This is a genomic window from Candidatus Didemnitutus sp. (assembly GCA_019634575.1).
Taxonomy (GTDB): domain Bacteria; phylum Verrucomicrobiota; class Verrucomicrobiia; order Opitutales; family Opitutaceae; genus Didemnitutus.
In genome coordinates, this window is the sequence record JAHCAY010000003.1 from 139,112 (window position 1) to 158,487 (window position 19,376).

The 19,376-nt window shown below is 66.5% G+C and carries 11 protein-coding genes; 2 read left to right on the forward strand and 9 right to left on the reverse strand.

Annotation, left to right across the window (positions count from 1 at the left end; translation table 11 throughout):
• Positions 1 to 108: 108 nt before the first annotated feature.
• The 3 genes from KF715_19140 to KF715_19150 form a co-directional block, all read right to left on the reverse strand.
• Positions 109 to 2,952 carry a TonB-dependent receptor gene (locus tag KF715_19140; protein MBX3738817.1) on the reverse strand — a complete coding sequence of 948 codons (2,844 nt, stop codon included), beginning with the start codon at positions 2,950 to 2,952 and terminating at the stop codon, positions 109 to 111.
• A gap of 52 nt (positions 2,953 to 3,004) precedes the next feature.
• Positions 3,005 to 5,743, reverse strand: a complete 2,739-nt coding sequence (locus KF715_19145) for a hypothetical protein (protein MBX3738818.1) — start codon at positions 5,741 to 5,743, stop codon at positions 3,005 to 3,007.
• A gap of 151 nt (positions 5,744 to 5,894) precedes the next feature.
• Positions 5,895 to 6,980, reverse strand: a complete 1,086-nt coding sequence (locus KF715_19150) for a LacI family DNA-binding transcriptional regulator (protein ID MBX3738819.1) — start codon at positions 6,978 to 6,980, stop codon at positions 5,895 to 5,897.
• Positions 6,981 to 7,071: 91 nt separating this feature from the next.
• On the opposite strand from KF715_19150, the gene KF715_19155 reads away from it, so the two are divergent.
• Complete coding sequence (locus KF715_19155; GenBank protein MBX3738820.1) at positions 7,072 to 8,739, forward strand: hypothetical protein; 1,668 nt, start codon at positions 7,072 to 7,074, stop codon at positions 8,737 to 8,739.
• 63 nt (positions 8,740 to 8,802) lie between these two features.
• On the opposite strand, the gene KF715_19160 is transcribed toward KF715_19155, so the two are convergent.
• The 6 genes from KF715_19160 to KF715_19185 form a co-directional block, all read right to left on the reverse strand.
• A complete protein-coding gene (locus KF715_19160; protein MBX3738821.1) occupies positions 8,803 to 11,022 on the reverse strand; it encodes a hypothetical protein in 2,220 nt (739 codons plus the stop codon).
• A gap of 89 nt (positions 11,023 to 11,111) precedes the next feature.
• Positions 11,112 to 12,224 carry a DegT/DnrJ/EryC1/StrS family aminotransferase gene (locus KF715_19165; GenBank protein ID MBX3738822.1) on the reverse strand — a complete coding sequence of 371 codons (1,113 nt, stop codon included), beginning with the start codon at positions 12,222 to 12,224 and terminating at the stop codon, positions 11,112 to 11,114.
• 8 nt (positions 12,225 to 12,232) lie between these two features.
• On the reverse strand, positions 12,233 to 13,282 hold the full coding sequence (locus tag KF715_19170; GenBank protein ID MBX3738823.1) for an NAD-dependent epimerase/dehydratase family protein: 1,050 nt from the start codon (positions 13,280 to 13,282) through the stop codon (positions 12,233 to 12,235).
• 135 nt (positions 13,283 to 13,417) lie between these two features.
• Positions 13,418 to 15,181, reverse strand: coding sequence for a DNA polymerase/3'-5' exonuclease PolX (gene polX, locus KF715_19175; GenBank protein ID MBX3738824.1), 1,764 nt, complete (start codon positions 15,179 to 15,181; stop codon positions 13,418 to 13,420).
• 22 nt (positions 15,182 to 15,203) lie between these two features.
• Complete coding sequence (locus tag KF715_19180) at positions 15,204 to 16,451, reverse strand: AMP-binding protein (GenBank protein MBX3738825.1); 1,248 nt, start codon at positions 16,449 to 16,451, stop codon at positions 15,204 to 15,206.
• Positions 16,433 to 17,425 (reverse strand): o-succinylbenzoate synthase, encoded by a 993-nt coding sequence (locus tag KF715_19185; GenBank protein ID MBX3738826.1) that lies wholly within the window; start codon positions 17,423 to 17,425, stop codon positions 16,433 to 16,435. The genes KF715_19180 and KF715_19185 overlap by 19 nt, the downstream gene beginning before the upstream one ends.
• A gap of 88 nt (positions 17,426 to 17,513) precedes the next feature.
• On the opposite strand from KF715_19185, the gene KF715_19190 reads away from it, so the two are divergent.
• On the forward strand, positions 17,514 to 19,076 hold the full coding sequence (locus KF715_19190; GenBank protein ID MBX3738827.1) for an IMP dehydrogenase: 1,563 nt from the start codon (positions 17,514 to 17,516) through the stop codon (positions 19,074 to 19,076).
• Positions 19,077 to 19,376: the final 300 nt, after the last annotated feature.

The following is a 19,376-nucleotide window of genomic DNA, read 5'->3' on the forward strand; positions in this document are numbered from 1 at the left end:
CGACGTTGGCGAGGCGGAATTCCGGGGGTCGTCCCGCAACAGGGCGGGACGACCGAACGGAAACCGGAGGCGGCAGCAGGTGCTGCGCCTCCGGGGACAACTGGCGACTTAGAACTCGAAGCGCGCGGCGAGACGGAACGTGCGCGGCGCCTGGAGGATGTAGCCGTCCTTGATGTGGCGGCCGGAGGTGTCGGTGTAGCCCCAGTGGTAGCTGGTGACCCACGGATCCTGGTCGTCGAGGACGTTGTCGATGTAGAGCGCGAGGTGCAGCGGCACCGAGGCGACCTTGGTGTGATACTGCAGCGTCAGCGTCGTCGAGAGACGGGAGTCGCCGTAGTATTCGACGCCGTCGAAGACGCCGGCATAGGGCTTGGCGGCATAGCTGGCGCCGCCGCCGATTTCGAGGCCCTTCAGCATCTCGTCGGTGAACGTGTAGTTCGCGAAGAACGCGACGGTATACTTGAGCTGGCCGTCCTGCTTGGCACCGGGCTTGGCCTGATCGAGAGCGTTCTGCACGCTGGCGATCTCGGTGCGCAGGTTGTTGCGCGCGGTGGCGTCGAGCGCGGCGTTGTTCACGACCGCATTCCAGGCCGCCGAGTTCGAGGCGAAGTAGGCGCGGCTGTCCGGGTAGTAGTCGACCTTGGACGTGTCCTGCGTGCCCCAGCTCGCCTGGAGGCGGAGGTTCTTGGTCGGGTTGGCCGTGATTTCGAACTCGTAGCCCTTCACGTCGAGCGACGTGGTGTCGGAGAAGGCGAGACCGCCCTTGCCCGACTCGGAGGGGAGGCCCTGCGCGATGTTGTATTTCTGCCAGACGCCGCGGAAGCCGATCGGGTTCTCGACGAGGTGGCCCTTCGACTGCGTGTCGTAGCGGATGAGGGTCGCGTAGTATTTGTTGTCGTTGGTCGACCAACGCAGACCGTATTCGAGGCCCTTGCCTTCTTCGGGCTTCGGGCGGGCGCCGCTGAGGAGCGGTTGCGAACCGGCGTGCGGGGGCTGGATGTTCTTCGACCAGTTGGCGACGAGACCGAGGCCGCCCTTGAGGAAGTAGACGGCGCCCGCGGAGTAGGTGTTGCCGCTCTGCGACTCGTTGACGATGTTGTCGGTCAGGTTCGGGCCGCGGCGGAGCTCGCGGAGGTTTTCGTCGTAGGAATCGCGGCGCGCGCCGAGAGTGACGGTGAGTGCGTCGTCCAGGAGGCGCGATTGCGACATGACGGCGACGTCGGTGAGCTTGAAGGTGTCGTCGAAGTCGAACCAGTAGCCGTCGGCCTTGGGCATGTAGGCGACCGCACGGCCGTTGACGACTTCCGGAATGGCCATGACCTGGTTCGGCGTATCGAGGTAGATACGGCCCCAGATCATGTTCTGCACCCAGTCAGCCGGATTGGTGATGGTGGTGCCGTTGCCGACCTGGCCGAGGTATTGGCGGGCGGATTGCTTGAGGTCCTTCTGCGACGCGGCGACGGAGAACAGTTGCTTCCACGACTGGCCGAAGAGGGACGAGTCGAAATGGTAGTTCAACTGCGCACGGCCTTCGGTGACGTTGCGGGTCTGCGTCTGCTTGCTGAGGAAGAAGTCGGCGAACGCCTTGCCGTAGTTCGGATTGGCGGAGCCGTCCGGGAGCTGCTTGTTGATGTCGATCGCGGCGCCGCCGGTGCCTTCATAATCCTTCGCGGTCTGCGTGTCGTAGTAACGATAGAAGGCCGCGGTGAAGTCGAAGTTCTGGTTGATCTTCTGGTCGTAGGTGACGGTGATGTCGCGATACTTGATGTCGCTGACGCCGTTGCCGTAGGTCCAGTCGTAGCTGGGGCGCAACGGGATCTTGGCCGTGCTCTGGTAAGTCGCTTCCCACGGGAGCTTGATCTGGGAGGGATACCAACCGGCTTTGGGCTGGTAGTTGAGCGCCTGGCCGATGTCGGAGAGGCTATTGGAGGAGGCGTAGCCGCCGGCCCAGCCCATGAGCTGCTTGCCGACCGGAAGACTCGGAACGTAGACCCAGAAGGGGCTCAGCCAATCGCCCCACGCGCCGGCGTTTTGGATCGGCTGGGTGCGAGCGGTGCCGACCGGAGCGGCGCCCCAGGTGTTGGAGGCCGTCGTGCCGTCCCAACCGGAGATCTTGTCGCCGATGCCGGACGAGATGAGCGAGCGGCGGACGTTGGCGTATTCGCCTTCGACGCGGACTTGGGCGTCGTCGGTGATCTTCCACAGAGCCGCGAGATCGACCGCCTTGGTGCGGTTGACGTCGCCTTCGCGCCAGCCCTGGTTGTTGTCCTTCACCGCGTTCAGGCGGAGCGCGACGGTGTCGTTCACCTTGCGGTTGATGTCGACCTCGTAGCGGTTCGAGCCGTTGTTATCGACGGTGACGGTCGCCTTGGTGAGGTTCTTGTCGAGGCGCGGGACCTTCGTGTAGGTGCTCAACTGGCCGCCGACGGTGCCGAGGCCGAAGATGATGGAGTTCGGGCCGCGGAGGAATTCGATGCGCTCGACGTTGTAGGCGTCCTGGTTCTGGTAGAACGAGAAGTAGTTTCTCGTCGGTCCGGGACCGCCTTGCTCGCCGGCGCCGGCGCCACGGTAGTTGAAGGCCCAATCGTGGAACGCGGAACCGCCGAAGCCTTTGCCGGCGTTGAGGTCCTCGGGCACGACATTCGGCGTCCACTTGAGCGCCTCGCGGACATTCTGGATGCCGATGTCGTCGATGGCCGTCCGGGTGATGGACGACATCGAGGACGGCGTGAACTTGATCGGCGTGTTGGTGCGGCCACCGGCCAACGAATCGACGGCCACATAGCCGACGTCCTTGTCGGTGTTCACGACGAACGGCGTCAACGTGTAGACGTCGTCTTTCGCCGGCGGAGTGTTCTCGGGCGCAGCAGCATTCTGCGCCCGCAGGGCGGGCTGGGCGCCCAACGTCAGCGCGACGGCCAACGGGATCAGGCGGGGGATCGGGGTTTTCATTTCGGGTGTGGTTGCACGGGTTGGGATTTTGATCTGAGGATCAGAACAAAAGTCATTGGAGGGTCAGGACACCGAGGCGCACGTGGCTCTCGTCCTCGCGCACGTAGGACCAGATGAGCTTGATCGTGGGCTCCCATTCCTTGGTGCCTTCGGCGACCACGGCGGGCGAGACGCCCATCTCGAGGCCGGGCTTCGGCGTCACGCCGAGCGCGCTCCACGGAATCGAGCCGTCGACGATGTAGCCGTCGGCCGTCGGGGTGATTTTGCCGCTGCTCGCGGCGTGGTGGAAAAATTCGACCGCGTCGGTGGTGTTCTTCAACTCCCAGTGGTGGGCGCGGATGAAACCGAACTGGTAATCGCCGGCGCCGAGCCAGAGCAGTCCGTCGTGCGCGGGGTCGACGAAAAGTTCGACGAGGCGGTTGCGCTCGACCGGCAGCAGATAACCGGCCGGCGAGTCGACCACGATGGCGTGGAAATGCAGCGCTTCGGCGTCCCAGGTGAACGCGAACTTCAGCGAAACCGGCGGATCGCCCGCGCGCACGTCGGCGAGCGAGTCCTTGTATTCCATGCCCGCGACCGTGTGCCACTGCCACTGCTCGCGCGGCGCCGCGGCGGAAACCGCGATCGCGCGCCGCGGCTCGGGCAGCACCCGCGGACCGGCCAGCTCACGCTGGGCGACGACGGAGGTCTTCGCACCGAAGGCGGCTTCGACGAACTCCGGGATGCCCGCACGCGCCTTCTGCGCGATCTCGTCGCGAGCGAACCACGCGCGCACGCAGTCGTTGGAAAGCAGATTGGCGGCCGCGATCACGAGCGCCGCCTGCGCGTTGGCGGGATCATCCGAGGCCCGACCGAGCGCGCCAGCGAACCGATGCAGCACTTCGCCGGGAAACTGGTCGATCAGCAGCGCGAGCATCATCGCGTCCGGCAACTGGGCCGAATGCGCATCGAGTGTCGCGTAGGCCAGCTGCGACGCCGAAGCGCCGCTGAGCACCGCGCGCTCGTCCAGCCACAAGCCCGGCAGCACGGCGCCGGCGGGGTCGGCGGGCGCGAGCACATGCACCGCGCCGCGCGGTTGCGTCGTGCGATCGAGTCCGCTCCACGCCGTCGCGCCGTCACGTCCCTGCCCCACGCCGATGAACGCGCCGAGGCGGGAAATCGCGGCGAGTTTTTCGCCAGTGGGCTTCGTCGGCCAGGACAGCGCGGCGAGCTTCTGCGTCGCCTCGACGGCGACGGCGGGCAGCCCCTGCCGGACAGTGATCAGGGCGGCGGCGAGCAAACTGGTCCCCGCGTAGTCCGCCGGCGCCATGCTCGCGGCGACCAAGCGGCGCACGCGGTCGACGGCCTCAACTCCATCGAGCAAACCCAGCCGATGGGCGGCCAGCGTGGCGGTCAGCTGCAAACCCGCGTCCGCTCCGCCCGACTGGATCTGCTGCCATGCGGCGGCAGCGTGCGCGCGAACGAGATCCTGTTCTCCCTGCGAGAGCTCGCGGCGGGTGGAATAGAGTCCGGCCTTGGCCATGCCGAGCTGCACCTCGGGCGCACGCATGAACAGGCGATGGATGAGACCGCTGCGGAGATTTTCCGCCTGAATCATCGAGATGCCCTGATCGATGCCGATTACGTCCGGGTTGACCCAACCGGTCTCCGGATTGAAGGCATCGACGAACCCGTAGCGTTTCCAGATGCGATCGCCGTAGGCGAGACGCAGGTGGCGGAGCACCGCCAGCGTCTCGCGCGGCGCGAAAATCAGGGAGCCCGCCGCGGCGCAGGGCACGATCGTGCCATCGAGCGAATTGAACCGCAAAGTCCGCGGCGGACCACCCCAAGCCTTGTAGCCGGTGGCGGAGTCCGAGGCGGTCAGGCCCCAGAGATTCGCGCCCCAGCTCGGAAATTCCTTCTTCAAATCGATGCTGAACTGCCGCTGCGCCAGCGTGGCGAGTTGGGAGTTCTTGAAGTAATCCATCGCCGCGTCGCGCCGCTCGCGCAGGTCGAGATAACCCTGCGGGAACTGGTGCACGAACAACGGTGGCTCCTGCACGTAGACGAAATCGCCGTAACGCCCGATCGGCTTGCGCTCCCACGCCCGCCAATACGCCGCCGGCAGCGGCCGGGGCGACACGCCGAGCGCGAGGAAGCTCATCAACACGTGTTCCGAGTAGCGGTCCCAGCGGTAGCGCGAGAAACCGGTCTCGTCGTGCCAGCTGAGCGAGACTTGGCTGCCCTCATTCAGGAACCAGTTCCAATCGACATCGCCGAGCAGGCGGTTGACGAGCGCGGTGATCTCCGGATCGGCAAAATACTCCCGGGCGACGATCGCCCCCGCATAGATCAGCGCGGAATCGATGGACGACAGCTCGCACTTCCAGGCGCGCGCGCCGGTGTCCATCTCCATGAAGTGATAGAAGAATCCTTTTTGCCGCGGAGCCTCGTTCGCGAGGAAGCGCAACTTGGCGCGGACGCGTTCGGCCGCCGCCGCGCGCTGGACCCAGCCGCGCTCGGTCGCGATCACCCAGGCGCTGAGCGAAAAGCCCGAAGCGGCGATGCTGGCCTTGCCCATGCTCTCGGAGCCATCGGCGCGCGCGCGGTCGCGCACGAGACCGGTGCGCGGATGCGCCTGCTCCTGAAAGAAACGGAACGCCGTGCGCTCGATGTCGTCGAGCAACGCGTCGTCCTCCGACGAAAGACCCGCCGCGCGAACCGGTGCGGTGAAGAGAGACAACGCAGGCAGCACGAAGCAGAGCGCGCGGCGCAGCGCCGGCCAGACGGCGAAACGGGAACAAAACAGCATTGGTGTGGGTGCGATAACAGGGCGCCGCAGGCGCGCCGGGGATGGCGCACGGTTGAATGACAACGTTTGCAGTGCAAGGCTAAAAGCGCCGCAATTCTTGTCATTCCACTCGGCCGTCGCGGGAAAACCGCCGGTCCGCGATCCGTCCGGCTTATTTCCGCTCGGTGCGCAACGGCCGCGTCGATTCGCGGATCATCATCGGCGCAGGCATCTCATCGAGCACGACGCGCGTGCTGTGCCCGGGCGCGTTTGCGGCTTCCACGATCAGACCCACGGCGCGCTCGGCCATGTCGGCCAACGGCTGGCGCACGGTGGTGAGCGCCGGCTGGCACGCGGTGGCCCAGATGCCGTCGTCGAACCCGACGACCGAAAGGTCTTCCGGACATTTCAGCCCGGCGACATGCGCCGCGTTGATCGCGCCGAAGGCGATCTCGTCGTTGGCGCAGCACACTGCGGTCGGCCGCTCGACGCATTGCAGGAACTTGCCGATACCCGCACGCCCGGTCTCGGCGCTGAAATTCCCCTCGAAAATCCACTCCGCGCGGGGCTTCGCGCCGGCTTTTTCGAGCATCTCCATGTAGCCGCGGCGGCGCTCATCGGCGTCGCGCGAGCCCGGCGGTCCGAGCAAGAGCCCGATCTTTCGATGCCCGAGTTGAAGCAGCAGGCTCGCGACGGAGCGCGCGCCCGCGAGATTGTCCACTCCGACCACCGGCACGCCCAGATCCGTGGCGCGCACGCCGGGCGGCAAGGCGGATTTGGTCAACACGAACGGCCGGCGGTAGCCCTTCAACTCCTGCACATCCGCCTGCGACAGCGGCTCGGCCAGATAGATGAGGCCCGAGGAGTTCAGCGCGACGTGCTGCATCGCCTCGCGGAAGCTGCCACCCTCTTTTCGCCGCAACGTGCAGATGTGCACGCCCCACCCGCGCGCGGCGGCGGCGTGCAGCGTGCCCGCCAGGAAACGCCCGTAGTATTCCGAGAAGAAAATGTTTTCATCCAGCGGCACCACGACCGTCAGCGTCATGTTCACGCCCTTGCGGAGCATGCGCGCGCCGAGATTCGGGAGGAAGTGCTGCCGCTCCGCCAGATCGAGGATCTCCTTGCGCCGGTCCTCGCGCACGAGGTGCGCCGTCTCGGGGCGCAGAGCGCGGGAGACGGTGGAAGGCGAGACGCCGAGCTTGGCGGCGATCTGGACGATACCGGTCTTATCGAGCCGTTGAGCGCGGCGGGCGGGCATGTGCGAACATCGTGCAGTTCCCCTCGCCGCCGGCAAGCAAACGTGTGCAAAGAGGTTGCGCGCGGCTTCGCCGCCGACCTAGCGTGCGGCCATGATCGCTGCCGTTGCCCGTTTCGCCCGCGCCGCGCTGCTGCCGGGCCTGCTCGGCATCGCCGCATCCGCGGCCGAGCTTCGCCCCCCACCCGCCTGGCTCGAACAAGCCGTGTTCTACCAAATCTATCCGCAGACCTATGCGGACTCCGACGGCGACGGCATCGGCGATCTCCGCGGCATCATTCAAAAACTCCCCTACCTCCACGACCTCGGCGTCACCGGCATCTGGCTGAACCCGTGCTTCGTCTCGCCTTTCCGCGACGCCGGCTACGACGTCGCCGATTTCTACCGCGTCGCTCCGCGTTACGGCACGAACGACGATCTGCATGCGCTCTTCGCCGAGGCGAAGCGGCTCGGCATTCATGTGATGCTCGATCTGGTCGCCGCGCACACCTCGGACCAGCACCCGTGGTTCCGCGAATCCCAGCGCGCCGCGAAAAACAAATACACCGACTGGTATATCTGGACCGCCGGCGTCGGGCAGCTCTTCGCCCCGAACCAGCAAGTCGTCGTCGGCACTGCCGAGCGCAGCGCCAACTACATCGCGAGTTTCTACTCCTGCCAGCCCGCGCTGAACTACGGCTATGCGAAACCCGACCCGACGCAGCCCTGGCAGCAACGCATCGATGCCCCCGGTCCGCTCGCCGTGCGCGCCGAGTTGAAGAACATCATGCGCTTCTGGTTCGACATGGGCGCGAGCGGCTTCCGCGTCGATATGGCCGGCTCGCTCGTGAAGAACGATCCCGATGGCACCGCTACCGCCGCGCTCTGGCGCGAATTCCGCGAGTGGATGGACCGCGAGTATCCCGACAAGGCGATGGTCTCCGAATGGTCCGAGCCGCACATCGCGATCCCGCAGGGTTTTCACATGGACTTCCTCCTCCAATGGACGAAACCCGGCTACGCGTCCGTCATCCGCGAGAATGGCGGGCAGCCCGCCATCTTCGATCGGCGCGGCACCACGCCCTTCCGAAAATTCCTCACCGAGTTCGAGCCGCTCCTCGCCGCCACACGCGGCAAAGGCTACATGGCGCTGCACACCGGCAATCACGACACGACGCCACGTTTCGGCAACGGCCGCGATGCGCGCGATCTCGTCGTCGCCCATGCGTTCCTGCTCACGATGCCCGGTGTGCCGTTCATTTACTACGGCGACGAGATCGGCATGCGTTCGCCGCCGTTCACAGTGAACAAGGAAGGCGGCTACGAGCGCACGCCGGCGCGCACGCCGATGCAGTGGGACGCCTCGCCGGGCGCCGGTTTCTCGACCGCCGCGCCGGAGCGATTCTACCTCGCCATCGATCCGTCACCCGACCGGCCCAACGTCGCCGCACAACTCACCGACGCCACCTCGCCACTGCGCGCCGTGCAGCGTTTCATTGCTTTGCGCCGCGCCCACCCCGCGCTCGCCGCGAGCGGCGATTTCCGCGCGCTGCTCGCGGACATCGGACAACCCATCGTCTACCTGCGCGCCAACGCATCCGAGCGCGTGCTCGTGGCGCTGAATCCGACGGATCGAGCCGTGACCGGCGAGTTGCCGACCGAAATTGACGTCCGCGGCGCCACCGTGCTCGACGGCGAAGCACACACTCTCCACCCGGCCGGCTCGCGCAGTCGTATCGAGCTACCGGCAGTAAGCTACACGATCATTCGCCTCGCACAGTGAGCGCCGGTCCAATCTGGCACCTGAGAGGTGACAGATTTCGAGCGCGCGCGTGCACGGCCGCGCTCACTTCACCGGCTCCGGATCGGGTTTGAAGCCGATCCGGTCGAGCGCGGGCGCGATCTCGGGGTTCGCCATGAATTTGTTCCAGATCAGACCGGTGCGGTGATTCTCGATCATGACGACGATCGGCGCCTGGTTCAGCGCCATGTAATCCTCGTCGAACCAATTCCAGGTCTCATTGAAGCCGTCGTGGAATCCGTATGTGCCCCACACGCGGTCGCCGAGATCGCGATAAAAGTGCTTCAACGCGGCCATCGATTCCTCGGGCGTGTAGGGCATCGAGGAGAGCGACGCCATGACGTTGATGGTGCCGTTGTCATCGCGCGGCTCGGGACGTCCGCCGCCGTTGTTCACGCCGGCGGAGCGGCCCCAGCAGTCCGGGCCGTAGCCGGCAAATCCCCGCGGGTTCGCCATGCAGTAGGCGCGGGCGATTTGCGCGATGGCGCGGTTGTTTTTGAAGTAGTTCGTGTAGGCATCGCGTTTGCCGCGCGGGTCGAACGCCATGTAGGAGAAATGCGTGAAGAACAACTCGGCGCCCGGCCCCTCGCCCACCTCGAGCTTGATGCCGTAGTAGGAATTGCCGTTCACGAAATGGTCGCCCTGCGTCGTGCGGCTCCAGCCGCGGCGATACCGCACCGCCAGCTCGGATTGGCCGGCCCAACCCGTGTGATACAGACTCGCCGGCACCGAATGCGTCGGGGACGCGATCGCGAGCAGATAGATGATCATCGACTCGTTCCACCCGATGAGCGGGTGATCGATGTGGAAACCGTGGTCCGGCGACCAATGCCACCAGAGGAAATCGCTGTTCGGCTCCTTGCGGAACCACGCCCACTCCACCTCGCGCCAGAAACGCGTCACAGTATCGCGAATCGCGCTCTCTGCCGGCGTATCGCGATCGAAATACTGACGCGCCGTCAGCAGGCCCTGGATCATGAAGGCCGTCTCGACGAGATCCGCGCCGTTGTCGTAGAGACCGAAATACGGAATCACCTTGCCGTCGCGCGCATCGAGGAAATGCGCCCACGCACCGTGAAAGCGCGGCGAGCTGTCGAGAAAGCGCAGAATCTTCTGCAGCCGCTCGGTCGCCTGGTCGCGCGTGATCCACTGGCGCTCCGTCGCGACCACCAGCGCCATCACGCCGAATCCGTTGCCGCCGAGCGCCATCAGCTCCTGTTTCCCGGGCAGGATCTCCGGCGCGAGACCGGAGTTCGCATGGCCGGCCTCCCAGTAGTAGCGGAAACAAGCGAGCTGCACCATCTCGAGGAGCTCGTCATCGGTCATCGGGCGCGTCATCGCCACCGCCGAGGCGTCGCTCAACGGCGACTCGCGATCCTCGAGATCGAGCGCGGTGACCTTGTAGCACGCCTGCTTTCCCGGCGCGCCCGCCCAGTCCATGAAGCGCGTCCACGCGTTCCGTTGCGTGCCGACCGGGACGAAGGTCTTGCCGCCGTCCACCGAACGGTAAATGCGATACGCGATGACGTTCTCCGCCCGACTGGGTTGCCACGAAACGTCGAAGTGCCTCTCGTAAGCGGTCACCTGCACCGCCCGCGGCGCGTCGGGTGCGGGCGCGGCGGCGGCTTTGCTGTCCATGATCACGAAATCGTCGAGGTAGAGCGTATGCTCCGCGCCGTCATCGAGACCTTGCGTGAAAATCACCGCCACCGCGTCCTCCATTTTGAATGCGGCGTCCGATGTGTCGCGAAAGATCGCCTGACTGCCGTTCAGCTTCAGCCGCACGCGCACCCACTGCTTCGCCGGCAGACGCGCGTCGCCGCTCACCAGCGTCTCCGGCGATGCGCCATAGTTGTTCGCGTCCTGCATCGTGATACGCGGCGAATTCTCCGGCGTGATTTCGGTGTCCGACCAACACCAGAACGCCAGCGTGTCGCCCACCATCTTCAGCTTCCGCCAATCGCGGCCCGGATCCTTGATCACCGCATGCCAGGCTCCGCCGCTGGCGGATTTCCAGTGCAGCTTCAGCGCGTTCGGGGGACTGACGAACCGCTCGGTGGTCGTCGGCAAGCGCTCGCCCACCCGCTCGATGAAACTCGGCGCCACCATGCCCGTCTCGGTGTTGTAGTAGCCGCCGCTCGCGGGGCTGTTGTCGTAGATCACGTGCAGATCGTAGTCCGGCAGCGCCGCCGCCACGCTTCCGACCGCTCCGCACACTGCCAGCCACCCCGCGAAGGCCGCCCGCTGCAAACGTTGGCATTTCATGGCGCGAACAAAGCACCGCGAGACGCGAGCGCGAGCCTGAATCCGTTTCCGCCGCGAAATTCCCGCGCGCGAAACCGGTGTCGCGCACCTCAGAGTGCCGCGCGCACCGCCGCGGCCACTTGCGCCACATCCGCGAGCGTCAGCCCCGGATGCAGCGGCAGCGAAATAACCTCCGCGCATGCGCGGTCGGTCTCCGGCAGCGAAACATCCTGCGCATAACCGGGCTGCCGGTAGATCGGCAGCGGATAGAGCACGCCGCAGAAAATCCCCTGCGCCTCGAGCGCCGTGCGCAGCGCGTCGCGGCGCGGCGTGCGCACGACAAACTGATGCCATACATGCTCGCGCCCCGGCGCGACGAACGGTAACTGCACCGCGGCGCCCACGAGGGATTCGACGTAGCACGCCGCCAGCCGGGAGCGCAGGGCGTTTTCCGTCGCGAGACGCGGCAGCCGCGCACGCAGGATCGCCGCCTGCAGCTCATCGAGCCGGCTGTTGCGTCCATGCTCGTCGCTCACATAGCGCATGCGCCAGCCGTATTGCCGGAGGAGACGCACGCGCTCGAGCGCAGCGGCATCGCCACCGACCACCGCGCCGCCATCGCCGAGCGCGCCGAGATTCTTCGTCGGATAAAAGCTGAACGCCGCGAGATCGCCCCACGTGCCCGCGCGGCGCCCGTTGACCGCGGCACCGTGCGCCTGCGCGCAATCCTCGATCACCTTCGCGCCATGCTCCCGCGCCAGCGCGAGGATCGCCGGCATGTCGCACGCCTGGCCGTAGAGATGCACCGGCACGATCGCCTTGATGGTGCGCGCCGTATCCGCACGCAGCGTCGCGGCGAGCGCCGCCGGGGCCATCAGCATCGTGCCCGCCTCGATTTCGACGTAGATCGGCTCGGCTCCTGCGGCGACGATCGCCGCCGCCGTCGCAGTCACGGTGTTCGCCACCGTCGCGACGCGATCGCCCGGACCGACTCCCAGCGCGCGCAAGGCGAGCTCGATGGCGTCGGTGCCATTGGCCACGCCCGCACATCCGCCCGCCCCGAGCCAAGCCGCAAACTCCGTCTCGAACGCCGCCAGTTCGCGTCCGTGAATGTAGGTGCCGCTGTCGAGCACGCGCGCGACCGCGGCGTCGATTTCGACCTTGGTGGCTAGATAACCAGCCTTCGGGTCGGCGGAGTAGAGGCGGCGAGGCACGTCGGGCATAGTGGAACTCAAAGCTGAATTTCCCGCAGCCAGCCCGCATGCTCGCGGTGCCACGCCACAGTGCGACGGAAACCTTCCTCAACGGAAACTTGCGGTTTCCAACCGAAGAGACGGCCCGCCTTCGCGATGTCCGCCCAAGTCTCCTGCATGTCGGCAGCATGCGGCGGCTTGCCGTCGAAGGTCCCTTTCCGCCCGAGCGCTGACTCGATGAACCCGATGATCGTGTGCAGATTCACGGGATTGTTGCCACCGCCGAGGTTGACGATCTCGTAGCCCACCGGCCTCACGGCGAGTATCGTGCCGCGCGCGATATCGTCGACGAAGGTGAAATCGCGCGCCTGCGTGCCGTCGCCGAAAAGCTCGATGGGCTGGCCGCGCGCGATCCACTCGATGAAGCGAAACGGCGCCATGTCCGGACGACCCGCAGGCCCGAACACCGTGAAGTAGCGCACCACAGTCGTGTCGATTCCGTAGAGCTTGTGGTAGGTGTAGGCCATCACCTCCGCCGCCTTCTTGGTCGCCGCGTAAGGCGAGAGAGGCGTGTTGACCGGCTGATCCTCCGTGAAGGGCATCGGACAACCTGCGTAGAGCGACGAAGTCGAGGCGAGCACCTGCTTTTTCACGCCATGTCGCCGCATTGCCTCCATGACGTTGAGCGTGCCGTGCGCGTTGGTGGAAAGATAGACGTGAGGATTCACGAGACTGTAACGCACACCGGCGCGCGCGGCCAAATTGAAGACCGCATCGAACTCGAACTCTGCGAACAACGCTTCCAGCGCGGGCAAATCCTCGAGATCAAGCGCGCGAAATACAAAATGCCCCTTCTGCACCGCGCGTCCCGCGTAGCGCGACCGCCGTTTTGGCCCCGGCACGAATCCCTCCGCCTCGCCGAGGAGCCGCGCGAGCCGGTAGTCCTTGAGGCGCGGATCGTAGTAGTCGTTCAGATTGTCCACCCCGACGACGGTGTGCCCCTCCGCGAGGAGCTGCTCGCAGACCTGGGAGGCGATGAAACCCGCCGCGCCGGTGACCAAGTGAATCATCGCGCGGAGCTTGGGCACCGCTGCAACCGACTACAAGCCCGCGTCGTCCGCGATGCGCACAGCCGCGACAGTTACCCTGTCGCGCCACGCCTACGCCATGCAATCGGACGATGGCAACGGCTGCGCGGCAGCGACGATCTGGCGGCCCGAGTCTTAACGGCGCCGCGCCGCGAGGTATCTCTGCACCTCTGCCAGCGATCGCGTGTTGAGCACCTGCTCGCGCGTCAGCCAGCCCTTGCGCGCGGCGGCGACGCCGGCCTTAAACCACTGCAACTGATCGGTCGAGTGCGCGTCGGGATTGATGCTCGTCAGCAGTCCGCGCTCCGCCGCGCGACGCCACAGCCGCCAATCCATGTCGAGGCGCCACGGACTGGCGTTCAGCTCGATGATCACACCGTTGGCGATCGCCGCGTCGATGATCTTCTCGGCGTCGACGTCGTAACCCGGCCGCTCGAGCAGGATGCGACCAGTGAGGTGGCCGAGCATCGTCACATGCGGGTTCTCGATCGCGCGAATGATGCGCGCGGTCATGTCTTCGCGACTCTGCTTGAACGACGAGTGCACCGACACCACGACGTAATCCAGCGTCGCCAGCACATCATCGGCAAAATCCAGCCGCCCGTCGGGCAGGATATCGACCTCGCTGCCAGCGAAGACGTGGGTCGTGAATTTCTTCGCCGCATTGAGCTTCCGGATCGCCGCGACCTGCGCCGCGAGCCGTGCCTCGTCGAGCCCGCGCGCCTGAAAACTCGCCTTCGAGTGATCGGCGATGCCGAGATAATCCCAACCGAGCTCCTGCGCCGCACGGACCATTTCCTCGAGCGTGTTGTGACCGTCCGACTCCGTCGTGTGGTTGTGAAACACGCCGCGCAGGTCGATCTCCTCGAGCAAGCGCGGCAGCGGCCCGGCCTCCGCGGCTTCGATTTCGCCGAGACCTTCGCGCAGTTCCGGCGGAATGAAATTCAATCCCAGCGCGCGAAACAGCTGCTCCTCCGTCTTGATCTCAGTTTTCCGCCCGCGGTCCTCCGCCTTCTGTTTCGCCGTCCCCTCGCCTTCCGCCGGCACGAGCCCCCACTCGCTCATGCTCAGTCCGCGCTGCAACGCGCGACCGCGCATCTGGACATTGTGGTCCTTGGACCCGGTGAAATGGTGCAGCGCGAACACGAACTGCTCCGGCGGCACGAGCCGCAAATCCGCCTGGATGCCCGAATGCAGCCGCACGCTGGCCTTCGTCTCGCCGTGCGCCGTGACCTCCTTCACCACCGGCAATTTCACGAACCAATCCGCCACCGGCAGCGGCTCACGCGTCGCGACCAGAAAATCCAGGTCGCCCACCGTCTCCAGTCGGCGCCGCAAGCTTCCCGCGTGCTCCGCCTGCTCCACCTGCGGCAGCGCGCGCAAGCCCGCGAGGATGGGCTCGGCGACTTCCCACGCCTCGAGCCAGACGTGGCGCTTGCCGTAGGCGGCACGGTTCGCGATCCCCTCGAGAATCTTCGCCTGCGTCTTCTCGCCGAAGCCCGCCAGCGCCGCGACCTGGCCGGCCTTGCAACCCGCTTCGAGCTTCGCGATCGAGTCGATGCCGAGCTGCTCGTGCAGCGCCTTGATCTTCTTCGGACCGACGCCGGGAATCTCCAGCAACTCCACCAAACCCGGCGGCAACGATGCCTTCAATTTTTCGTAGAACTCCAGTTTCCCCGTCGCGTGCAACTCGCCGACCTTCTGCGCCAACGCGTCGCCGATGCCCTTGACCTCGTCGAGCGTCCCGGCGGCGACGCGGGCGGCGATCTCCTCCTCGCTCAGCGACTCGATCACGCGCGCCCCGCCCACGTAGGCGCGAATCTTGAACGGATTCTCGCCCTTCAGCTCCAGCAGCGTGGCGATGTCGTTGAGGACGGCGGCAATCTCGGCTTTCTTCATCGTGGAAAATCGGCCGCGCAACTTACGCGCTCCCGCGCGTCGCGCCAGTGCGAAGCTGTGCCTCTGCCAACTGCCGCAACTGCGCGCGATTCAGCTTCCCCGCTTCGGTCAGCGGCCAGTGCGCGAGCGCAAGATATTCCTTGGGCCGTTGCGGCGCCGGCAGCTCGTGTTGCACCGTCGCGCGCACCCGCGCGAGATCGAATTCCGCGTCCGCCGCATAGACCGCCACGACGCGCTCGCCCCACTCGCGATCCGGCATGCCGATGACCGCCAGCCGTGCGCAGCCCGTGGCGGATTTCAGCACCGCCTCCACCGCGAGCGGCTGCACCTTCTCACCGCCGGAAATGATCACCGCATCGCGCCGCCCAAGCACATGCAGGTGGCGCGCCGCGTCGAGCCGGCCGAGGTCCGCCGTCTCGAACATCTTCCGCTCGTGCCGCCAGTCCGGATAGTAGCCGCGGAAGAGCGAGCGCCCGCTCACGCAGATCGCTCCGCCCTCGCCCAGCACGACGCGCGCATGCGGTAGCACGGCGCCCGAGCTGCGCGCCCCGTGCGCGAACTCCTCCGGTCGCAGCGCCGCGACCATCGCCGCCGTCTCCGTCATGCCGTAGCTCAGCGACAACGGCACACGCGCCTCCGCCGCGCGATCGAGCAAATCCGGCCACGCCGGCGCTCCTCCGAGGAAAACGATCCGGAATCCCCGCAGCCACTCGACCGTCGCAGGCTCGCGCAACAGCCGTTCGAGTTGCGTCGGCACGAGCGACAGCACCCAGCCGTCCGCGCGCTCTGGCAACACGGGCCGCCGTCCGGCTTCGATGTCTTTCCAACTCCCTGGAACGAACTCGCCGCCCGTGATCACGCAGCGCATCCACGCCATGAAACCGCTCACATGGAACAGCGGCAGCAGCCCGAGGGCATTCACGCGCGCGAGTCCGAAGTGCTGCGTGAATCCCTTCACGGCCGCCGCGATCGTGAAACTGTCGTGTCGCGCAAATTTCAATCGGCCCGACGAGCCGCCGGTCGGAATCATCAGCCAGCCGAGACCGAGTTGTGCCTTCGTATTTTCCGTCGGCACATGGGGCAACTGTGCGAACTCCGCGCGGTCGGCCGCGTTCCAAGACGGATCGCCGAGGAAGACCTCGCCACGGCCGGCGGCAGCGCGCGCGAATTCAGCGCGAAAAACCTCTCGATCCGCCGTCGCGATCAACGTGCGAGGAGCATCGTCGTGCGGCACCGTTTCCAACAAGCGCGCTAACTCGCGGCGTTCCATTGCGCCTCCGGGTTGACCTGCGCCCCCCACGACCCGTCGAGCAACGGCCCGATCACCGGTCCATCCCAGACGGGGTCGCCGAAAATCTCGCCGACGCCGAAACCCAGCGGGCGCGTGGTGAGTCTCTCCGCGAACGCCGCCCGCAGGATCTGCGCGCGCGCCAGTGCCGATTCGATCGCGCTCGAGAGCACGAGATCGGGCTTCGTTTCGTCGGCCCACGCCACGAGTTCGTCGAGCGGCCCGGCGAGCGCCGGCTTGATCACGAACACGCCCGGCCAGCCGCGCGCCTGCCATTCGCGCGCCGCGGCGAGCCCGGTCACCGACTCGTCCAGCGCGAGCTTCACCGGGTAATCTTCCGCGAGACCGAGCAGAGCGTCGGGATCCATCACCGGTTGCTCGACGAACTCGACGGGGCGCTCCGCACAAAATTCCAGCCAGCGCGTCGCATCGCGATTCGACCAGCCGCCGTTGGCGTCGAGCCGGAGCTTTGCGTAAGTCGGGAGTCTTGCGAGCAAGTCGTCGAGCAACGGCAGCTCCTCCTCGGGTCGCGCCACGCCGACCTTCCATTTGAAGGCGAGGAAACCCGCCTCGAGTTTCGCGTCGAGCGCCGCCAGCACCGCCTTGCCCGCCGGCAGCAGCGCCGCCACGGGCAACCGCTCGCCGTTCGGCAGCGCCGGCACCTCGTGCGCGAGGAGCGCCGCCAGCGCGAAACGCACGCAAGTCATCCGCTCCGGCACGTCCGAGACCGCGCTCGCCGTCAGCGTGTCGCCGAGCCGCGCGCAAGCCTCCCGCGCTTCCTCCAGGGTCTCCGTGCCGAAATCCGGCAGCGGAGCGACCTCGCCATAACGCACTACGCCCTCCGTCCCCTCGGCCCGCAGTAAAATGCCTTCACGCTCGCTCCACAGCCCGTGCGCCGTGCGCAGCGGAGTGCGCAGCGGACGACGATAGACCCGATGACTGAACCGCAGGGACATCCGCACCAAGGAAGACGGCGAAGACGCACTTGGCAAAGTTTCTCGTTGAGGTTCCGGCAGGCCGGAGTATTTCGCTAACGGCAACACCATGACGAAGTCTGTTGCCGAAGAATCCGAGTTCTACCTGCCGGCCGAGCGATTTTTCGCCGCCAATGCCCCGAGCGCGCTGACCTACGACGACGTGTCGCTCGCCACGCTGTTCAGCGACATCCTGCCCAAGGACGCCGACACCTCGACTTCCATCGCCGACGGACTGCGCCTGCAGATCCCGATCATCTCGTCCGATATGGACACCGTCACCGAGTCGCGCATGGCGATCTCGATGGCGCTCAACGGCGGCATCGGCCTCATCCACTACAACCTGCCCGCCAAGGACCAGATCAAGGAGGTCGCCCGCGTGAAGCGCCACGTCCACGGCCTCATCCAGGACCCGATCACCGTCACGCCCGACGCCACGATCGCCGATGTCCTTCAAATGATCGATCAGCGTCGGTTCGATTTCCGCACCTTCCCGGTCGTCGAGGAAAACGGCAAGCTCGCCGGCCTGCTCTCCGGCAACCTCGTCAAGGAGCGTTACAAGTCAAAGAAGGTCGCCGACGTGATGACCCCGCGGAAGCAGCTCGTCACCGTGCAGGAAAAAGCGCTCGGCGCCGACCCGATCAAGGAAGCGGACAAGTTTTTCACGGAGCACGTCGGCATCCACAAGATCCTCGTCGTCGACGCGCAGGACCGGCTCCGCGGCCTCGTCACCAGCTCCGACGTCGAGCGCATCACTTCGGAAGCCAAGTCCCGCCGCAAACCCGCGCGCGACTCGCAATTCCGCCTCGTCGTCGGCGCCGCCGTTTCTCCGATCCGCAAGCCCAACGGCGAGCTCGATCGCGAGAAAGTCATCGCGCACGTCGGCGCGCTCGTGGAGGAAGCGGTCGATTGCGTCGCCGTCTCCACCGCGCACGGCCACACGGCCGGCGTGGGCGACGTCGTGCGCCTGATCCGCGGCGCGTTCCCCGCGTTGCCCATCATCGCCGGCAACGTCACCAGCGGCAGCGGCGTGGAGTTCCTCGCCGATTGCGGTGCCAACGCCATCAAGATCGGCCAGGGCCCCGGCTCCATCTGCACGACGCGCGTCGTCGCCGGCGTCGGCATCCCGCAACTCACCGCGCTCTACGTCGCCGGCCGCGGCGCCGCGAAGAAGGGCGTCAAACTCATCGCCGACGGCGGCATCACGAAGTCCGGCGACATCGTGAAGGCGCTCACGCTCGCCGACTGCGTGATCCTCGGCGGCCTGCTCGCCGGTTGCCGCGAAGCGCCGGGCGAGATCATGGAGATTTCCGGCAAGCTCTATAAGCAATACCGCGGCATGGGCAGCCACGCCGCGATGAAAGCCGGCTCTGCCGCGCGCTACGGCCACGACAAGAACGACACCGTGCGCAAAGTCGCCGCCGAAGGCATCGAGGCGCTCAAGGAAGTTTCCGGCTCCGTCGACGATGTGCTGAACACGCTCATCGGCGGCGTCCAATCCGGTATGGGCTACCTCGGCGCCAAGACGCTCCCCGATCTCCGCGCCAAGGCCCGCTACGTCCGCGTGACACCCGCCGGTCAGAAGGAAGCGGCCCCACACGACGTGATCGAAGTCGCCACCCGCAAGGGCTGACCAACTCCGCGCCCGGCGAACTCTCATACACCCGGCGCAACGAACGCGCCGCGCGCCCGACGTGTCGCGCGGCCGCCTACCGCAGGAATTGCGCCTTGCGCCACACTGCATCGCGCGAGAGATTTTCCGGCGCGCAGTCCGGCGGGGCCAAGCAGGACGAAACGCGTCCTCTCATGAACAGATTCCGGTGCCTGCAGGCACTCCTCTCCTCGTGCCTCTTAGCCGTTGCCGTCGTGACCGCCGCGACTGGACCGGCGTCAGCGAACGCCGACGACGCGGCGCAACTCGCGACGCTCGCTC

What these genes read in the sequence shown, in the direction of transcription:
- KF715_19140 (MBX3738817.1), bottom strand. Translation starts at nt 2,952, where the DNA reads ATGAAAACCCCGATCCCCCGCCTGATCCCGTTGGCCGTCGCGCTGACG.
- KF715_19145 (MBX3738818.1), bottom strand. Translation starts at nt 5,743, where the DNA reads ATGCTGTTTTGTTCCCGTTTCGCCGTCTGGCCGGCGCTGCGCCGCGCG.
- KF715_19150 (MBX3738819.1), bottom strand. Translation starts at nt 6,980, where the DNA reads ATGCCCGCCCGCCGCGCTCAACGGCTCGATAAGACCGGTATCGTCCAG.
- KF715_19155 (MBX3738820.1), top strand. Translation starts at nt 7,072, where the DNA reads ATGATCGCTGCCGTTGCCCGTTTCGCCCGCGCCGCGCTGCTGCCGGGC.
- KF715_19160 (MBX3738821.1), bottom strand. Translation starts at nt 11,022, where the DNA reads ATGAAATGCCAACGTTTGCAGCGGGCGGCCTTCGCGGGGTGGCTGGCA.
- KF715_19165 (MBX3738822.1), bottom strand. Translation starts at nt 12,224, where the DNA reads ATGCCCGACGTGCCTCGCCGCCTCTACTCCGCCGACCCGAAGGCTGGT.
- polX (MBX3738824.1), bottom strand. Translation starts at nt 15,181, where the DNA reads ATGAAGAAAGCCGAGATTGCCGCCGTCCTCAACGACATCGCCACGCTG.
- KF715_19180 (MBX3738825.1), bottom strand. Translation starts at nt 16,451, where the DNA reads ATGGAACGCCGCGAGTTAGCGCGCTTGTTGGAAACGGTGCCGCACGAC.
- KF715_19185 (MBX3738826.1), bottom strand. Translation starts at nt 17,425, where the DNA reads ATGTCCCTGCGGTTCAGTCATCGGGTCTATCGTCGTCCGCTGCGCACT.
- KF715_19190 (MBX3738827.1), top strand. Translation starts at nt 17,514, where the DNA reads ATGACGAAGTCTGTTGCCGAAGAATCCGAGTTCTACCTGCCGGCCGAG.